General features: G+C 68.4%; 15 protein-coding genes and 2 tRNA genes. 3 read left to right on the top strand and 14 right to left on the bottom strand.

The features are described from left to right. Positions 1-159: 159 nt before the first annotated feature. From QCD68_RS07600 to QCD68_RS07585, 4 genes are all read right to left on the bottom strand, one after another. Positions 160-1,029 carry a hypothetical protein gene (locus QCD68_RS07600; protein WP_301222583.1) on the bottom strand — a complete coding sequence of 290 codons (870 nt, stop codon included), beginning with the start codon at positions 1,027-1,029 and terminating at the stop codon, positions 160-162. A gap of 79 nt (positions 1,030-1,108) precedes the next feature. Further along, on the bottom strand, positions 1,109-2,728 hold the full coding sequence (locus tag QCD68_RS07595; protein WP_301222582.1) for an anthranilate synthase component I family protein: 1,620 nt from the start codon (positions 2,726-2,728) through the stop codon (positions 1,109-1,111). Further along, positions 2,707-3,645, bottom strand: a complete 939-nt coding sequence (locus tag QCD68_RS07590; RefSeq protein WP_301222581.1) for an aldose 1-epimerase family protein — start codon at positions 3,643-3,645, stop codon at positions 2,707-2,709. The genes QCD68_RS07595 and QCD68_RS07590 overlap by 22 nt, the downstream gene beginning before the upstream one ends. A gap of 105 nt (positions 3,646-3,750) precedes the next feature. After that, positions 3,751-3,822 (bottom strand) — tRNA-Ala (locus tag QCD68_RS07585). Positions 3,823-4,321: 499 nt separating this feature from the next. Here QCD68_RS07585 and QCD68_RS07580 point away from each other — a divergent pair. Genes QCD68_RS07580 through QCD68_RS07570 form a run of 3 tightly spaced genes read left to right on the top strand, consistent with a single transcriptional unit; the run spans position 4,322 to position 5,941 of the window. After that, positions 4,322-4,765 carry a hypothetical protein gene (locus QCD68_RS07580; protein ID WP_301222580.1) on the top strand — a complete coding sequence of 148 codons (444 nt, stop codon included), beginning with the start codon at positions 4,322-4,324 and terminating at the stop codon, positions 4,763-4,765. A 1-nt stretch (position 4,766) separates the two neighbouring features. After that, a complete protein-coding gene (locus QCD68_RS07575; RefSeq protein ID WP_301222579.1) occupies positions 4,767-5,186 on the top strand; it encodes a hypothetical protein in 420 nt (139 codons plus the stop codon). Between the two features lie 2 nt (positions 5,187-5,188). Further along, complete coding sequence (locus QCD68_RS07570; RefSeq protein ID WP_301222586.1) at positions 5,189-5,941, top strand: CPBP family intramembrane glutamic endopeptidase; 753 nt, start codon at positions 5,189-5,191, stop codon at positions 5,939-5,941. A gap of 220 nt (positions 5,942-6,161) precedes the next feature. On the opposite strand, the gene QCD68_RS07565 is transcribed toward QCD68_RS07570, so the two are convergent. The 10 genes from QCD68_RS07565 to rsfS all read right to left on the bottom strand — a co-directional run bounded on the left by QCD68_RS07565 (position 6,162) and on the right by rsfS (position 15,353). Continuing rightward, entirely contained in the window at positions 6,162-6,596 is a 435-nt protein-coding gene (locus tag QCD68_RS07565; protein ID WP_301222585.1) for a DUF932 domain-containing protein, read from the bottom strand. A gap of 74 nt (positions 6,597-6,670) precedes the next feature. Beyond that, positions 6,671-6,862: a hypothetical protein gene (locus QCD68_RS07560; RefSeq protein WP_301222578.1), complete on the bottom strand. Its 192-nt coding sequence runs from the start codon at positions 6,860-6,862 to the stop codon at positions 6,671-6,673. A 213-nt stretch (positions 6,863-7,075) separates the two neighbouring features. After that, a complete protein-coding gene (locus tag QCD68_RS07555) occupies positions 7,076-10,369 on the bottom strand; it encodes an RHS repeat-associated core domain-containing protein (RefSeq protein ID WP_301222577.1) in 3,294 nt (1,097 codons plus the stop codon). A 353-nt stretch (positions 10,370-10,722) separates the two neighbouring features. After that, the gene (locus tag QCD68_RS07550; protein WP_301222576.1) at positions 10,723-11,199 is read right to left on the bottom strand and encodes a DUF4031 domain-containing protein; all 477 of its coding nucleotides are present in this window, start codon (positions 11,197-11,199) and stop codon (positions 10,723-10,725) included. Next, a complete protein-coding gene (locus QCD68_RS07545; RefSeq protein ID WP_301222575.1) occupies positions 11,199-11,588 on the bottom strand; it encodes a hypothetical protein in 390 nt (129 codons plus the stop codon). The genes QCD68_RS07550 and QCD68_RS07545 overlap by 1 nt, the downstream gene beginning before the upstream one ends. 962 nt (positions 11,589-12,550) lie before the next feature. Continuing rightward, complete coding sequence (locus QCD68_RS07540; RefSeq protein ID WP_301222574.1) at positions 12,551-13,243, bottom strand: HNH endonuclease family protein; 693 nt, start codon at positions 13,241-13,243, stop codon at positions 12,551-12,553. Between the two features lie 398 nt (positions 13,244-13,641). After that, the gene (locus QCD68_RS07535) at positions 13,642-14,271 is read right to left on the bottom strand and encodes a hypothetical protein (protein ID WP_301222573.1); all 630 of its coding nucleotides are present in this window, start codon (positions 14,269-14,271) and stop codon (positions 13,642-13,644) included. An 89-nt stretch (positions 14,272-14,360) separates the two neighbouring features. Continuing rightward, positions 14,361-14,549: a hypothetical protein gene (locus tag QCD68_RS07530; protein WP_301222572.1), complete on the bottom strand. Its 189-nt coding sequence runs from the start codon at positions 14,547-14,549 to the stop codon at positions 14,361-14,363. 205 nt (positions 14,550-14,754) lie between these two features. Then, positions 14,755-14,830 (bottom strand) — tRNA-Ala (locus QCD68_RS07525). 130 nt (positions 14,831-14,960) lie between these two features. Further along, complete coding sequence (gene rsfS, locus QCD68_RS07520; RefSeq protein WP_301222571.1) at positions 14,961-15,353, bottom strand: ribosome silencing factor; 393 nt, start codon at positions 15,351-15,353, stop codon at positions 14,961-14,963. Between the last annotated feature and the right edge of the window lie 67 nt (positions 15,354-15,420).

Raw genomic sequence — 15,420 nt, 5'->3', positions numbered from 1 at the left:
GGGGGGGGGGGCCCCCCGCGGGCGCGCCGGCGCCCCCCGCGGCGCCCCCCGCCGGGGGGCCCCCCCCCCCGGGCCCCCCCGCCCCGCGGGACCCTCCGGCACCCGGCAGCACGGCACCGCCACGCGGTCCGGCGGCCAACGCCCGGCGTCCGCGGGGGCTCACGAGGCCACCGCCACGGGACGCAGGACCCGTGCACCGGCCGAGGCCGCCACCGGGACCGCCGCGCGGACCGAACCGTCCGCCGCGGGCAGCAGCAGCTCCGTGCTCGTCGGCCGGACGGCTCCGGCACGACCGGATGCCGTGACGGTCACCCGCCGTTCGGTGAGGTAGCCGTGCCCCTGGCCGATGCCGCTCCAGTGCGACTCGGTGACGCGCAGCGTGACGTCCGCACCGGGCCAGGACCCGAGCGCGACGAGGGCGGCCCCGCGCTGTCGCAGTCGAGCGGAGAGCCGGGCGACGTCACCGGGCACCACCCGGCCGAGCGGCCGGGTGAGGACGATCTGGGCGACGTCGGCGAGGGCCGCGGTGACCGCCAGCCACTGGTCGCCCGGGTCCGGCACCAGGACGAGTCGGTCCAGGTCGATGCCGGCCGCCGCTGCGGCTTCGACACCGAAGGACGGCACCCCGACCACGGCGCACCAGGCTCCGGCCGCGGAGGCCGCCTGCAGCATGGTCTGGGCGAGCAGCACCGACTCCGGCACGGAGTACGTGCCCCCGGCACGGATGGCACCGCCCGGCAACAGCGGCGCGAGGGCGTCCGCCGTGGGCAGCCCCTCGGTGTCCACGCGGGTCGCTTCCATGTCGGCGACCCGGGACCGCAGCGAGGTGATCCGGTCGAGCGCCGCCCGAGCTGCACTGACGTGGTCGGAAGCACGCACACCGGCACCGGCACCGGCACCGGCAGTACCAGAACCAGAACGGGCAGCACCGTTCCGCCCGATGTGCTCCAGGTCCCCGCGTCCGCGGTCGCCTCGATCATCGGGCGACCGGAGTGCCGCCGCCGTCTGCATGCCCTCATATTCGAACATGTGTTCGATCATGTCAACCGGCACCGACATCCGGTGGACAACCGGTCGAACACCTGTTCGACTGGTCAGGAGGGGCGGACTACCAGTGTGCTGCGGCCCCGACCCCGCCGAGCACCGACCGGGTCTTCGTCTCGACCTCGTCCGCTTCGTCCGCCGCGGTGGAGGACCACGTCACCGCACCACCGGCGCCGAGCGACCGACTCCGCACGCTGCCGTCGGGCCGGAGGACCGTCACCAGTGTCCGGATCGCCACCGACAGATCGACCGCCCCACTCGCCGAGAAGTACCCGATCACCCCCGAGTAGACCCCGCGCGGCGCGCCCTCCAGGCGGTCCGCGATCGCCGTCGCGCTGCGCTTCGGTGCGCCGGTCATCGAGCCCGGCGGGAACGCGGCCCGCACCACCAGGGCACGTCGGGCCCCCGCCGGCAGCACCCCGGCGACCGTCGACACCAGCTGGTGCACGCTGGCGTACGACTCGACCTCGCAGAGCCGCTCCACGTGCACCGTGCCCGGGCGGGCCGTCCGCAGCAGGTCGTTGCGCAGCAGGTCGACGATCATCACGTTCTCGGCGCGGTCCTTCGCGCTGCCGGCGAGCTCCGCGCGTGTCGCCGCGTCCGTCGCCGGGTCCGGGTGGCGGGGACGGGTGCCCTTGATCGGTTCGGCGAGCACGCCGCCGTCCGCGTCGATCCGCAGGAACCGTTCCGGTGAGCGGCTGGCGATCCGCAGGTCGCCCCAGCGCAGGTACGCGCCGAACGGCACCGGGTCCCCCGCGCGCACGCGTCGGTACTCGGCCAGGTACCGGTCGTCGCCGTGGCTCGCCGGCCCAGACGGCCCAGCCGGCTCGGGGTCGGGCACCGCGAAGGCGGTCGTGAGGCACACCTGGAACGCGTTGCCCTCGCGGATCTCGTGTCGGCACGCGTCCACGGCGAGTTCGTAGGCGGCGCGGCGGACGCGTCCACGGGCCTCCCGGACGCGGCCGTCAGCCACCGGGACGGCGCTGGCCGCTGGGACACGCCCGGCCACGACCACGTCGTCGGTCACGCCGCCGGCCGGGAGGCCCGGGGGCACCGCCGGCACGTCGTCCCGCGTCGTCGACGCGCGCACCTCCGCGAGCCACGCGCGGTTCGCTCGCGAAGCCGTCGGCGCGTCGTCATCCACCATCGCGACCGCCCAGGCGGGACCGTCCGCGTGGACGAGGACCGCCCGGTCGACGAACCGGAGGTCGGCGTCGGCGTGTCCGTCCGCGGTCCGGTCGGGTCCGTCGACCTCGCGGCCGAGTTCGTAACCGAGGAACCCCACCCAGCCGAGGGCGAACGCGCACCCCGGCACGGGCTCGTCGATCGTCGGCGTGGCGTACAGCAGGTCGTCGAGGACGACGAAGGCCGGCCGGTCCTCGGTCCGGCTCGGTCCGAACCACCGGACGGCCGATCCGGAGACCGTGACGTGGGCGACCCGGTCCTGGTGCCGGAGTCGTGCGGCGAAGGGGCCGTCCGACACCGCCAGGACCGACCAGGCCGCACGGCGTGACGCTGCCGGGGGTGCGCCGGCCGGCAGCGCCGAGTCGAGCCAGACGAGGTCCCCGGCGCTGCCCGCGGCCAGCTCCCCGAGATCGGGGACGTCGGCGAGGCGCTGGACGACGATCCGCGGCGAGCCCACGGGACGGTCCGGCGTGGCGCTCAGACCGCCGAGATCGTCCATGTGGCGGCGTGTGCGGCGCCGGGCTCGAGCACGACGAGGCCGGCGTCGACGTCACCGGCGAAGGCGTCGGCGTTGAAGGCGTTCGGGGCGCACGTCATCGGCTCGACGGCCAGTCCGGAGCGGTGGTACTCGGGGACGACGTGGTCGGCGGTGTGCACCTGGGCCCACCCGCAGTCGGTGCCGAAGGCGACCCGGACGCCGTGCCCGTCGGCCGCGGTCACGGTGATGGCGGCGGTGCCGTCGGCATCGCGGTCGAAGCCGGTGAAGGCGTGGTCGATGAAGCGACTGCCGATGGCCGTCGGCTGGCGGAGGTCGAACTCGTCGTGCACGGGCACCAGCTCGGTCGGGATGAGCCGGTCCTCGGTGACCTCGAGCACCTCGGCTGCGGGGAGCGTCAGCGTCCAGTCGTCGACCGTGCCGGCGCCGGCGACCAGGTAGGGGTGCGGGCCGGTCCCCCACGGAGCACGGTCGTCCCCGGTGTTCGTGCCGGTGATGGTGGTGTGCAGGCCGTCGCCGTCCAGCCGGTACTCGACCCGGACCTCGACGCGGGCGGGGTAGCCCTCCTGCGGCTGCACGGTGGTCGCGAGGACGACCCGGTCGGCGTCCTGTTCGAGCACGGCGAAGTCGGTCCAGGCCACGAGCCCGTGCAGGGCGTGCGACCGCTTCGGCTCGGTCAGCGCCAGCTCCTGCTCGACCCCGTCGAAGGTGTACCGGCCGTCGACGACGCGGTTCGGCCACGGTGCGAGGACGGCTCCGCGGAAGACCGGGCGGACCTCGTCGGCGTCGAACGTGGTGACGAGGTCTCGGCCGTCGTGCCGCAGTGCCCGCAGGGTGGCTCCGACGCTCGCGATGTCGGCGGTGTACCCGCCGGCGGCGATGGACGTCTGGGTTCCGGACCGGGGTGCAGCGCTGCTCATGCGCTCAGCGTATCGGCACCGCGGGGTCGCGCCCCGAGCCGAGCACCGGCCGTGGAACGACGGAAGCCCCGGCACTCGATGAGCGCCGGGGCTTCCTGGTCCTGATGGATCTGAGGGGACTCGAACCCCTGACCCCCTGCATGCCATGCAGGTGGCTCAGCGTCCCCGATGAACTCCGGTTGTTCCGGCGTAGTTCGGCTTGTTTGCAGGTGACTGCCCATCGTAGCCCCCTGGACTCTTCCGAGCTGTTCCGGCAGCTTTGGGGCAGTTCCGGGAGGGTTTCTTGGCACTTTATTGGCAATCTGCGTCGGGCCGTCTGGGGCACCGTGCGCCTCCACCTACCCCTGATCGGGCGCCGGGACGCACTCCTCAATTGGTGTAGGTGGCCAGCGGCTGGCCCGAGGTGCAGTCCAGCAGCGGCGTCTCGATGGTGCCGCCGGTCGGCGCCTCGACCTTCTGCCCCTTGATGCACTGAATGGCAAATGCAGCGCGCAGGTTCTCTGCGACCCCCTGCTGGTAGTCGTCGGGCGGCTATCTGTCATGGCCGATCGGCTATCTGAACGTCACTCGTGCGGGGGATGGAGTTGGCGGAGTTCGATGGGACGATGGCGTTGCTCCGCAAGACACGCGGGGCGTCGCAGGGACTCGTTTTGCATGAGACATTGGGGATGAACTCATGATCGTAATCAACCGTCCGATCACCGCTGCCCGCACCACGCCGGTGCGCTCCCGCCTGGCTGTTCTCGCACTGGCGGCAATGGTCGCCGCGGGGCTCAGTGGGTGCTCGCAGACCGCGATCGCTCCACAGGGGCACTGCTCGCCGTCGTATGAGGTCGGCGGCGCGGAGGGCAAGCTCAAAGTGCAGCAGAAGGGTCATGGGCAGGCCATCACCTGGGGCATCTACGTCGCCAGCAAGTACAAGACCGGAACGGTCTGGGCCGTGAAAGTTCGGGCGAACGGGACAAACATCGATGCGAAGAACCAGACCTACGAACCGCACGGCAGCGTCAACGCTGCCCGAGCGAAGAAGTACTCCGGGAAGGTCCTCGAGATTTCCGGAACCGCCGTGCACAACAAGGACGACATCCTGACGTTCTCTGGGAAGTGCAAGATCGCTTGACATGAGTCGAATCACCAACCTCTCCACTGTCCTGCCAGAGGTAGCCGCCGATTTCGAGCGGGTCATCGGGGCAAGTGCTCGTCCGCGGCTCGCGCTGCTCGACCAGGACCACGACCCCGAAGTCCTGGAGCAGATACCTGACGCCGCCGAGTGGATCGATGGTGACACCGGCAGCCAAGTTCTCCTGCTGATTGGTGGGAATGTGACGTCGATGACCGCGCAGTGGTCTGACACAGGCGAGCTCGCCGTAGAGTGCGCGTCAGCGCTGCAGACCTATGTCATGGATGAGCGCAACGCCCCATGGCCGGTCTTGCCCGGCGGAGCCGGCGTGGCGGAGCCGAACCTGCGCGAAGGGACGGCTCAGTGGACCTGGAATGGAGGCGCAGTCCCCTTCGGGCAATTGTCCTCGGTGCTGCGGTGACGATGACCAGCGTCGCCACCCGTCCGAGCACCTGGCAGGTGGCAACCCCGTGGGCGCTCGGGGCGGCCTTCGGGCTCGTCCCGAGCTTGCTCCCGGTCTCGTGGGTCAGCGCTCTCATCGTCGGCCTGGTCAGCGTGATCCTGGTTCAAGGATGGAAGGTCCGTGCAGCGCTGACGCTCTTCGTCGCGGCTGAAGTGTGCGGCTTGCCCTGGCCGACCGCTCCAATCCTCGCTGCCGCGTTGTACTTCGCGCTCACACCCGGAGCGCTGCATCGCCGGTGGCGAGACATCGGCAGCACGTCCAGGCCACGTGTGGCCTGGACGCTCGTCATCCTCATCGCGATAGCGGCCGGGGTCGCGGTCGTTGCTCTGGACTGGACGAACATCCGTGGTGGGTACACCTTCGCGTTCCCAGTGCCGCCACCGTGGGCGTTCTCCTTCGTAGCTCTGGGCGCGGCCCTTCTGAACGCCCTCGGGGAAGAGGCGCTCTGGCGCGGCCTCCTTGCAGACGTTAGCGGCCCACTCATCGGCCTCCGAGCTGCTTTCATCGTGCAGTCGCTCTCATTCGGCTTGGCGCACCTCCACGGCATACCGAACGGACCTGTCGGGGTCATTGCCGCTGGTGTCTACTCAGCGCTCGTGTACGGCATTTCGCTCCGCCGCGGAGCACGCGGAGCGCTGGTTGCGCACTTCCTGACGGACCTCGTCATCTTCGTGGTGGTCGTGCATTTCGCGCAGTTTGCATGGAACGGCTGACGGGGTCCAGGCACGGACGGGCCCACCACTGTGTTGGCCCCGTAGGTTCGGGGGCATCTGATGCTCCTCCCGGTGTCGGCGCCGGCTCCGGTCCGCTCTGCGGATCGTCGTCGTACGGCTCTCCGGTGGCGACCGATCGCAGCACGCCGGCCTCGTCGCGGATGAGCGGCCCAGGGTCCGGGAGCTGGCGATGACGACTGCGGGCCGCACGACGCTGTCCCTACGCCTCGATGAGGGCCTGGAACAGGCGGGACTTCGCCCGAGGCATCGCCGGACCGATGGAGCGCATCGCGCGGCCCGTGGCGGCGTCACCGGCGAACCGCACCGGCATGAAGTGGTCGGCGTACTCGGTGAAGGACTGGTACGCCGACCATGCTGATCCGCGGAAGGCGTCATCGATCGTGGAGGATCCGTGGCGCAGCGACAGGATGGCCGACACGTACGGGTTCTCCTCCGACTTGACCGCCAGCAGTCGCTCGATGATCCGCGAGAACTCGTCGTCCACGTACTGCTTGGTGAGCAGCGGCTCGGAGGCCTTCTCGAACGCCGATGCGTACCGGGGCACCGCGTTCAGGGACTCGTGGGCCTGGGCGAGTGCGTAGATGGCGCCGGAAGTGTGCCGCACCGATACGTGCGATCGGGTCCCAACGCCCAGACCGCATCGAGCCGGGTGAACTCGCGCTGCTGCACGCGCTCACCCGGCTCGACGGAAAGCTTTAGACCTCGGACCTACCTTGCAGTGAAGTAGATGGCGAACAGAGCGAAAGAGATAGCCGCGATGACCAGGCCCGCTACGAACCAACGAATGGCGGTTGGTTCCCAGCGCTCTTTGCCCCATCCCTGGGCTCGAACAGTCTTCTTCGCGGCCATGCCAATCAAAGCCGTCCCGACGATCAGCGCGAACACCGCCCCTATCAGCACGGGAGCCTCCTAATCTTGCCGTGATTCAACCTAGGAATTGATCGGTCCCTGCTCACCGAGATTTCTGCTGCTTCACTGCAACGCCGATCATGGGACCCCAAACTGCTCCGAGGGCGACGATCCACGGTGGCCAGCCCCAGGAGACGACTCCGATGAGTAGTAGTGCAAAGGTGGCTACGCATAATGCCCCTAGCAGCAGAATCCCTCGCATCATCAGCCTCTCGTCGCAGCCACAATAGCACTGGCGATTCGGCCGGCGAACGGAGCGATTGCTCCTGAGAAGCCGCCGATAGCTGCGCCTTGCAGGAAGGCTGCACGCACCGCTGCTGGCGAACCACCGGCATCGGCGGCTAGCACTCCGCCTGTGATTCCTCCTGAGATGGCACCGTAAACCGCGCCGGCGAGCACGCAACCTACGAGTGGGAGCGCTGCACAGAAGATGCCGGAGATCAGTGCGGTCAAGGCGTTGACTGCCACTACACCAATCACAGCCGCAGCAGACGCCAGGCCGTTCGTGTCGGTGAAGTTAATCGGGTTGCCCTTTGAGTAAAGGTAGGGATTTGCCTCCTGACCCGACGGGTCCACCTGCGTGAAACGCCCAAGGCTGGGGTCGTAGTACCGCGCACCGAACTTGTAGAGCGCGCCGTCCTTCTCGCCGCCGGCATACTGGAAGATATTCCCTGAGATCGCGGAGGTAGCAGTGCTCGACCGCGTCTCCCCGTAAGGCGTGTAGCTGTAACCACCCTCGAATGTTGCGGTAGCCGAAACCACGCCCACGACCGAACCGACCATGTCCGACATGAAGTAGTGCGTGACTCCACCCGAGCGGTAGCCCAGAGGTGCTCCATTCGGAGTGCGTAGGACGCTCATGTTGCTCGTTCGGACATTGCCCAAGGCAGAGTCAAGCTTCTGAACGCTTCCCGCGCGGAGCTGCAGTGTGTTGCCCTGACCCACCGAGGCGTACGTGGTGGAGCCGTTCGCCTGAACCTGCGTCCGGTCGCCGTAGGTCGACTTCGCGCCGGTGAGGCCGTTCTGCGTGAGGCTGCCGTTCTTGTCGTAAGTCCAGGTGGTAGTGCTCCCGGTCGCAGAAGTCAGCTCGTTCACCGCGTTGTACCCGTATGAAGTCGTGCCTTGCGCGGAGCCGGTGGAGCCCGATCGCGTCTGGCTGAGGCGATTGCCGTTGACGTCGTAGCTGTACGCCCAGCTTGCCGTGGCAGTGGAACCACTGCGTTCGGTCGCACCGGTGAGGCGGTTGTTGCTGTCGTAGGTGTACGAGGTCACTGCGCCGGCGGTGACTCCGGCCTCCTTGTAGCTGGTCCTGGTCTGGACCATCGAGCGGTCCTTCCCAGCGTTCTGGAAGCTGTAGCCGATGTCGACGACGGGCTGCCCCGTCTTGTCGGTGCCCGTGATGCGCGTGACGCGGGATGCGGCGTCGCGCTTGATGTTCTGCTCGGCGCCGTACGGCATGACCCGTCGGACTTCCGTCCCGTTGGAGTCGTACCCGAACCGGATGCAGCCCGTCGCAGAGGCATCGAGGTCAGCAGGGCAGCTGGCCGCGGGTTCAGCAACAGACGAGAGCTGATTGGCGGAATCGTATGCGTAGGAAAGCGCCAAGGAGCCATCGCTGTGCGTCAGGAGGTTTCCCATGGCGTCGTAGGTCGCGTTGACGGACGCGGACAGACCAGAGCCAGAAGGCGTGACGACCTGCCTCCGAGTCTCGAGGCCGAGAGCATTACGGGTGAAGGTGATCGTGGTCGACGAACCGCTGTCGCTTTGCGTCTTGACGCCTCGGAACCGGTCATAGGTGTTCGTGACCGTCTGGCCGCTTGCGTACGTCTCCGTGACGACGTTGTCGGCGGAGTCGTAGGCGTACTTCGTTGTCGCGCCAGTGCCATCGGTGACGCTGGTAGCGCGACCAAGGGTGTCATAAGCGTAGGAAGTCGACCCGAGGGGTGACGGCGGGGTCACCTTCGTGAGGTTGCCCCCCGTGTACGAGTAGGACGTCGTGGCACCCTTGCCGTCCTTCGTCGAGCACACCTGGCCGGCGTAACCGCCGCAACGGGAGCCGCCAGCGACCTCGTAGGTGGTCTCTCGCATCGTCGTGTCACTGGAACCAGTGGTGTTGGCAGTCTTTGTGAGGTTGCCGACACTGTCGTAAGTCATCGCGGTTCGGTTCCCCGCGTCGTCAACCTGGCACTTCGCCAAGTACGGCAGGCCGGACTGAGCAGAGCCGCATTCCGAGTTCAACGAGTAGATCGCCTGCGTGCCGGCGCCGGTCGGAAGCTTCGTCGTGGTCTGGTTGTTGAGGGAGTCGTAGGTGGCTTCTTTGATGCCGCCGGCGTTGTCTGTGCTGGTGAGGACGTCGCTGTTCGGGGTCCAGTCCTGTGCGCGAGAACGTCCGAGCTGATCGGTGGTTTTGGTAACTCGCCACTGGTCGTCCCAGGTCACTGACGAGGCCTTCCCGCGAGGGTCGGTAATCGTCGTCGTACCGTCGCCGTAGGCGAACGAAGTCTTCGCGAAGGCGCTGCCGTTGCTGCTCAACGCGACCGAGGCAATCTGGCGATTGCCTCCTGCGTAGGTGAAGGTCAGCGTGCGGCTGTCGAGCGTGAGAGTGGAAAGTCGACCGACGTTGTCCGAAGTCATCCGCCAGGCGCCTGCTTCGGTCAACGTGTCCGAGAACGGGTCCAAGTTGTATGTGACCAGACGCCCGCTGCCATCGCCCACGGTATCGATCGTGCTGCCACCGTTGGCATACTCAATACCGATTCGCTTCCCGGTGGCGTCGGTGATCGCAATGAGCTGTCCGCCGGAGTTGTAGCCGTACGTGACACCGGTTCCATTGCGGTCCGTGCGCTTGGTGAGCCAACCCGACGAATTGAAGGTCAGCTGGTCACCAGACTTGTTGTAGGACACGATCCAGTTCGAGCCCGATTGCTTCAGCGAGACGCCCATCCCAGGTGGGGGTGTCCAGGCCGAGCCCGACTTCGTGAACCGCCCGCTCGCCCCGGTTCCGTCGAAGTAGTTCACGCTGTCCGCGCCGACACCCAGTCCCGCCAGACGGAGGTCTGTCTTCCAGGTGCCGAGGTCGCCGTAGGTGTCGTCGTTGCTGTTGTAGACGCGCTGTAGCGTCGCCGGAACGCCGGGACCGTTGAGAGCGCGCTCAATGGTGCGGATGTAGAGATTCCCAGTACCCAGGTTCACTCCGACAACGGTGTCGGGTCCGAAGACGTTGAACTCCTGGAACGAGTACTTCCCAAGATTGCCGATTCCGCCGTACATCCCCGGCGCACTCGTCACGGCTGCTCGTGACTGCGCACGCGCGGCAGGGGCCGCTTCGGGGTAGGTCCAGGCCTTCTTTGGCGCTGCCTCTCCTGGATCGATGTCGACCTGTTTCGGCGTGAAGACCTCTGCCTGTGGAGCTGCAGACGCCGGCAAGGCGATGGCGCTTATCGATGTACCGACGACCGCCGCGATGACCGCCGCGCTGAACAGTGATTGGAACCTCATTGTTACCCCCAAGCTGAAAGAATTAGCAGCAACGGTAGGCGGCAAGGCACCACTGGCGGCAGTCCATCGATGTGAACAGTCTGTAACGATCTGTCTACCGCCGTCGGCCCCATCACTCAGCTCGAAGGAGCCTGACGGATCCGATCAAAAGCGGCCGTCGTGTCAGAGGCCCGGAGTCGAGGCGTCCGAAATGATGTCCGGCGCGGTCGTCCCCCGAGACTGACCGGCGCGCTCTTTGGAGCGGCCTGTCCGCCACTCTGCGACCACGAGTGATACCGACAGCCACCCGGTGGGCTCCTCACTCAGCTTCTCCACGCTGGTGGACTAGCTTCGTGTCGACGTGCGCGAGTGAGTCATGAAGAGCCGTGCACGAGGATCATCGCCGCCCCGCCGAGCCGAGCGCGGCACGCGTTGAGGGCGGCGCGGACCATCTCCTGGTCGGTCACTTCGCGGCTGCCCGTGACCAGCACACGAACCCGGGCTGGCTGCTCGGCAGGGTCGGGCTGCGGTGCAGTCTGCTGCTTCGTGGTCTGCTGCGCTTCGGCCCAGGCCTGGCGCTTGCGCAGCATCTCGTCTCGCCACTCGGCACCGATGGGTAGCTCCACGGCTCCTGCGCGCACGGCCTCGGCGCGCTTGGTCTTGGTCACGTCGTAGTGCTCTTGGAAGTCCCCCGGGTGCTTAATCCAGGAGGGGCGGAGGTGGATCGTTCGCGCCATCCGCTCCAGTTCCTCATGGGTGTCGGCGAACATGCGGCACCACACCCCGCGGACGACGGCCGTACCGTTGGGCACGTCGGCGCGGGTCAACATGTCGTCCGCGTAGACCGCCATCAGGCGCCGTCCTCGGGGAAGCGGGCGTTGGTGAACGCGTCCTCCGTGGTGGGCCGCCAGACACCGGCTTCCACGACCAGGCGCGGCGTGCGGGCGTAGTAGCGCACGTCGGAGCCGTCGCAGTCGCCGCTCAGCGTGAACTCGTGGCGGCCGTCGTTGGGCAACGATTCGGACCACTCCGGTCGTAGCGGCTCCCCGGCGAGGCCGGAACACACCGACACTGCGTCGGCGATCGCTTCCAGCAGGAGCCGGCCCGGTTCGTGGCTGCCGATCTGGCCGACCACGGAGGCGACCACCGCTGCCGCTCGAAGATGTTGCAGCGCTGCTACTGCACGCTCGCGCGTGAGGTTCTGGGCGGCAGGTGTGGGCTGGTAGTCGATGGTGGTCACCAGGTCCTCCGATAGCGGGCAGCAACAGCCGGGGACGGCGGCGCCGGCCTCGGTCCGGGCCGCGGAGCACCGGACACCGGACACCGCAGGTGCGGCCGTTGCGGATGGGGCTGCGCTCGGAACGGCAGGGGCAACCGCGACGGGTACTCGGCGGAACGGGCCGGGCTTCGGCGCCGCGGCCAGCACAGGTGCAGATGCGGGCAGCTGCTCCGGCGACCGTTCCGGCGTCGGCTCCTCGGGGAACTCCGGCAGTGGCTCGAACATAACCTCCGTCGGGGTGCTCCGGGCGCGGCGTCGTGCGGCGGCAGCGACGAGTGCGGCGGCGGCTGCGCGTTGGGGGTCGACGGACACCTCTGCGACGTACGACGTTCTGAGATCACCGGTGCGCATCCGGTTCCCGGGAAGGTTCGCGCGCGGGGTTGCTCCGGCACGAACGTCCTCGGGCAGGTGACCCAGGTGCCAGTTGTTGCAGTGGGAGCACGGGTACCCGCTCATCGGGTTGCTGGGGTTCGCTCTGGCCGCTCGCCGTGCATCACGTCGGCTGCGGTAGGCACGCTTGCCCGTCTGGCATCCCGAGGTGTGCCCGTCCGCACGTCCGACTCCGCCGGCGCCCGCGCCGGGGGCCGCGGGGGGGGGGGGGGGGGGGGGGGGGGGGCGGGGCCCCGGGGGGATCCCCCCCCGGGGGCGGCGGGCGCCGCGCGGGTGTTCCCGTGGGGGGGGGGGGCGCCCGGGGCCCCGTTGGCCCCCCCGGGGGGGCGCCCCCCCCCCCCCCCCCCCCGCGGCGCGGGGGCCGGGGCCCCGGCGCGGGCGTGCGGCAAGCGGGGGTCGGAGCCTGCACCGGGGTCAAGCCACGACGGGTCGATGCGGCCGATCGGCAGTCGCGTCAGCCGGTCGTCGAAGCCGTCCGAGTCGTCTCGGTCTGTGTGCTGGAGCATCGTCATCGTCGTGCCTTTCCGTCGTCGTCATCGAGCGCAGGTGGTGAGCGTGCGAGTCAGCGAGGAGCGGTCCGCGGCACTGACGGTGAGGTCGTACTTCGCAGCGACCTGAACGAACGCGTTGTCGTAGGTGCAGGCGTACGCGGCGTTCGATGGCACCCAGTCGGCCGGTCCGGAGTCGCCCTTCGCCTCGTTCGCCGGGCCGTCTGCGGCGACCAGTTCCAGCGGGTCGTTTGCGAACCGTTCACGCTGCTGGTCGCTCCATGACCAGGCGCCGGCGGACCAGGCTGCCGAGAGTGGGTATCGGTGGTCGACCTGGACCTTGGTGGACGTGGCGACGCCGCGGGTGAAGACGTTGGACTTACCCGTGTACGGGTCGGCGAGGTTTCCAGAGAGGACGGTGCAGCCGTCGCCGGCTCGAGTGATGTTCCTCAGGTCGCGGGCAAGGATGTCGTCGCGGGTGTCGCATCCGTTGTGGTCAACGTCCGCCCACGCCGGGCCGAACGCGGTGCGGGCATACGGCGGAATGCGCTGGTCGGGAGTCGTGCTGATGTGCGACAGCCCGTTCAGTGCCTGTGCGGCGCCCGCCTTCGTCGCAGCTGGCTTCTCGCCCGGGCCGGTGCCGGTGCCGGCAGTCGGCAGGTTCGGCTTCGGCAGAATGGTCGGCGGTGCTGAGATCGTGGCCTGCCCTCTGGTCGGTAGGGAAATGAGGGTCGTCACCCAGTTCCAATGAGGCACGAACCGTTCGAAGGTTCGCCTGCACGCGGTCGGGTGAGACCGGGCGACCAAAGCGCGTCTCGAACAGCAGCACGTTCTCGGCGTGGGCCGGGACAGCAAGCCAGGACCTGATCTTGCGGTCCAGCCACATCGGTACTTTGATGCTGCGGACCGATGTGTCGATCTTGGGCAGTTCCTGCCGGACGGCCGCTGCGCCTCGGTAGTCCACGATCGTCCCGCGCAGGTGCACGGTCAACGACTCCGAGAGCAGATCGATGTCCTCGACGGCCCGATCGCCAGGGCTTCTCCGATGCGCGCGCCAGTCCCGGTCATCCTGTCAAGGGCGAACTCGAGGTACTTCATCGTCGGGCCGGACCGGTCTGCACGGTTGAGGTAGCTGGTCACCGCCTTCCGGACCTTCTGGAGGTCGGCCGGGTGGAGCGCCTGAATCTCCTTCTTGGATCGCTTCTTCGGCCGCACCGGCGCGGCGGGTTGTCGAGTCGCAGTCCGAGGATGACGGCTCGGTCGAGGACCTTCTTCATGACGCCCAGCGCGTTCCTCGCGGCCGGGATCATCTCTCTCGGCTCTCCGTACTCGCTGCCGGACCGGTCCCGAGCGCGCCGGGGCACGAGCATGTCCCGGTACGCCTGCTCGCAGAGCGGCACCGTGAGTTCCCGGATCGCGATCTTGCCCAGCCGCGGCACCAGGTCGCTCGTCGCCTGCCGGTACTGCTCTTGGAGCGTCTGGGGACACAGTTCCCCTGCCTGCTGCTCGTACGCGAACCAGTCCTCGACGAGCGCCGCGAACGTGGAGGACGGTTTGAGTGCGCCGGAGAGGTGCACCTTCGCGACCTCTCTCGCCGCGTCGATGACCGCTTCGCGTGCCGCTGTCCAGCTATGGCGCCGGCGTCGGATGTCCTGGTACGAACCGTCCATCAGCCGCACGCGGGTACGAGCGATCACACCGTTGCCGGTGTCGCTGATCAGGACCTCGCCCCAGGTGCCGGGCGCGGTGGGGATGCGTCCGGTCACGAGGCCTGCTGGTCGAGCCAGGCGTTCAGATCGCTGGCCCGGTAGCGCAGCGCGCGGCCGATGAGCATGGCCTTCGGGCCGACGTGCTTCTACCGCCAGTCGTAAAGCGTCTTCACCGGGGTGCGCAGGTCCTCCGAGACCTCCTCGATCGTCAGGAGCGGGTCGAGGACCGCGGGGAGCGTTGTCACGCCCCGGCCCGCAGCGTCGGAGGGCGGGGTGTCGCCGAGGACGGTGTCGGTCTCAACGGCGTCGGGTGCTTGGGTGATGTGGCTGTCCATGCATCCCCCTATGCACGGCGTACCGAACACTGCGCCACGAGCACCGGATGTTTCGTTCCGAGGCGCGGATGCCTACGGCCGGTTCGCATGAGGCCGACTCCGGACGTTTCCGGGCGCGACCGGGCCATATATTGGCACTTTATTGGCACTTTTGGGTGCTGGTACACGAAGAAACCCCCGTAGTTCCGCAGAACCACGGGGGTTTTGGTGGATCTGAGGGGACTCGAACCCCTGACCCCCTGCATGCCATGCAGGTGCGCTACCAGCTGCGCCACAGACCCAGAACGACTGACCAGAAGGCCAATCTGCGTTCCTCCGGTTCCCCGGAGGCACCAGTACAGCGTACACCACGCGAACACCGGGTGACGAAATCGTCACCGCCACCCGGGCGCGTCGCGCTGGTGGCCGGTGTCAGGCCGACTGTTCGGCAGCCTGCGCCTGGTCGGCCGGCAGCTCGAGCGGGATGACCGGGCAGTCCGACCAGAGACGCTCGAGGGAGTAGTACTGACGCTCTTCCTCGTGGAAGACGTGCACGACGATGTCCCCGAAGTCGATGAGGGCCCAGCGGCCCTCGCTCCGGCCTTCACGACGCAGCGGCTTGGCGCCCGCCTGGAGCAGGCGGTCTTCGATCTCGTCGGCGATGGCGAGCACGTTGCGCTCGTTCCGGCCGGTGGCGAGCAGGAAGACGTCGGTGAGCTGGAGCGGTCGGGTGACGTCGAGGGCGACGAGGTCCTCGGCCTGCTTGAAGTCCGCCGCTTGAGCGGCGATCTGCGTCAGTTCGAGTGCGCGAGCGGAGGCGGTCACGGATTCCTTCCGGTGGTCATCCCGACGCAGTCGCCCGGATGTTCATGATGGGTCACGATCATAGGCC

This window comes from Curtobacterium sp. PsM8 (assembly GCF_030433875.1).
GTDB lineage: Bacteria > Actinomycetota > Actinomycetes > Actinomycetales > Microbacteriaceae > Curtobacterium.
Note: the sequence above shows the minus strand (reverse complement) of the source record. Positions and strands in the feature narration are given on the sequence as shown.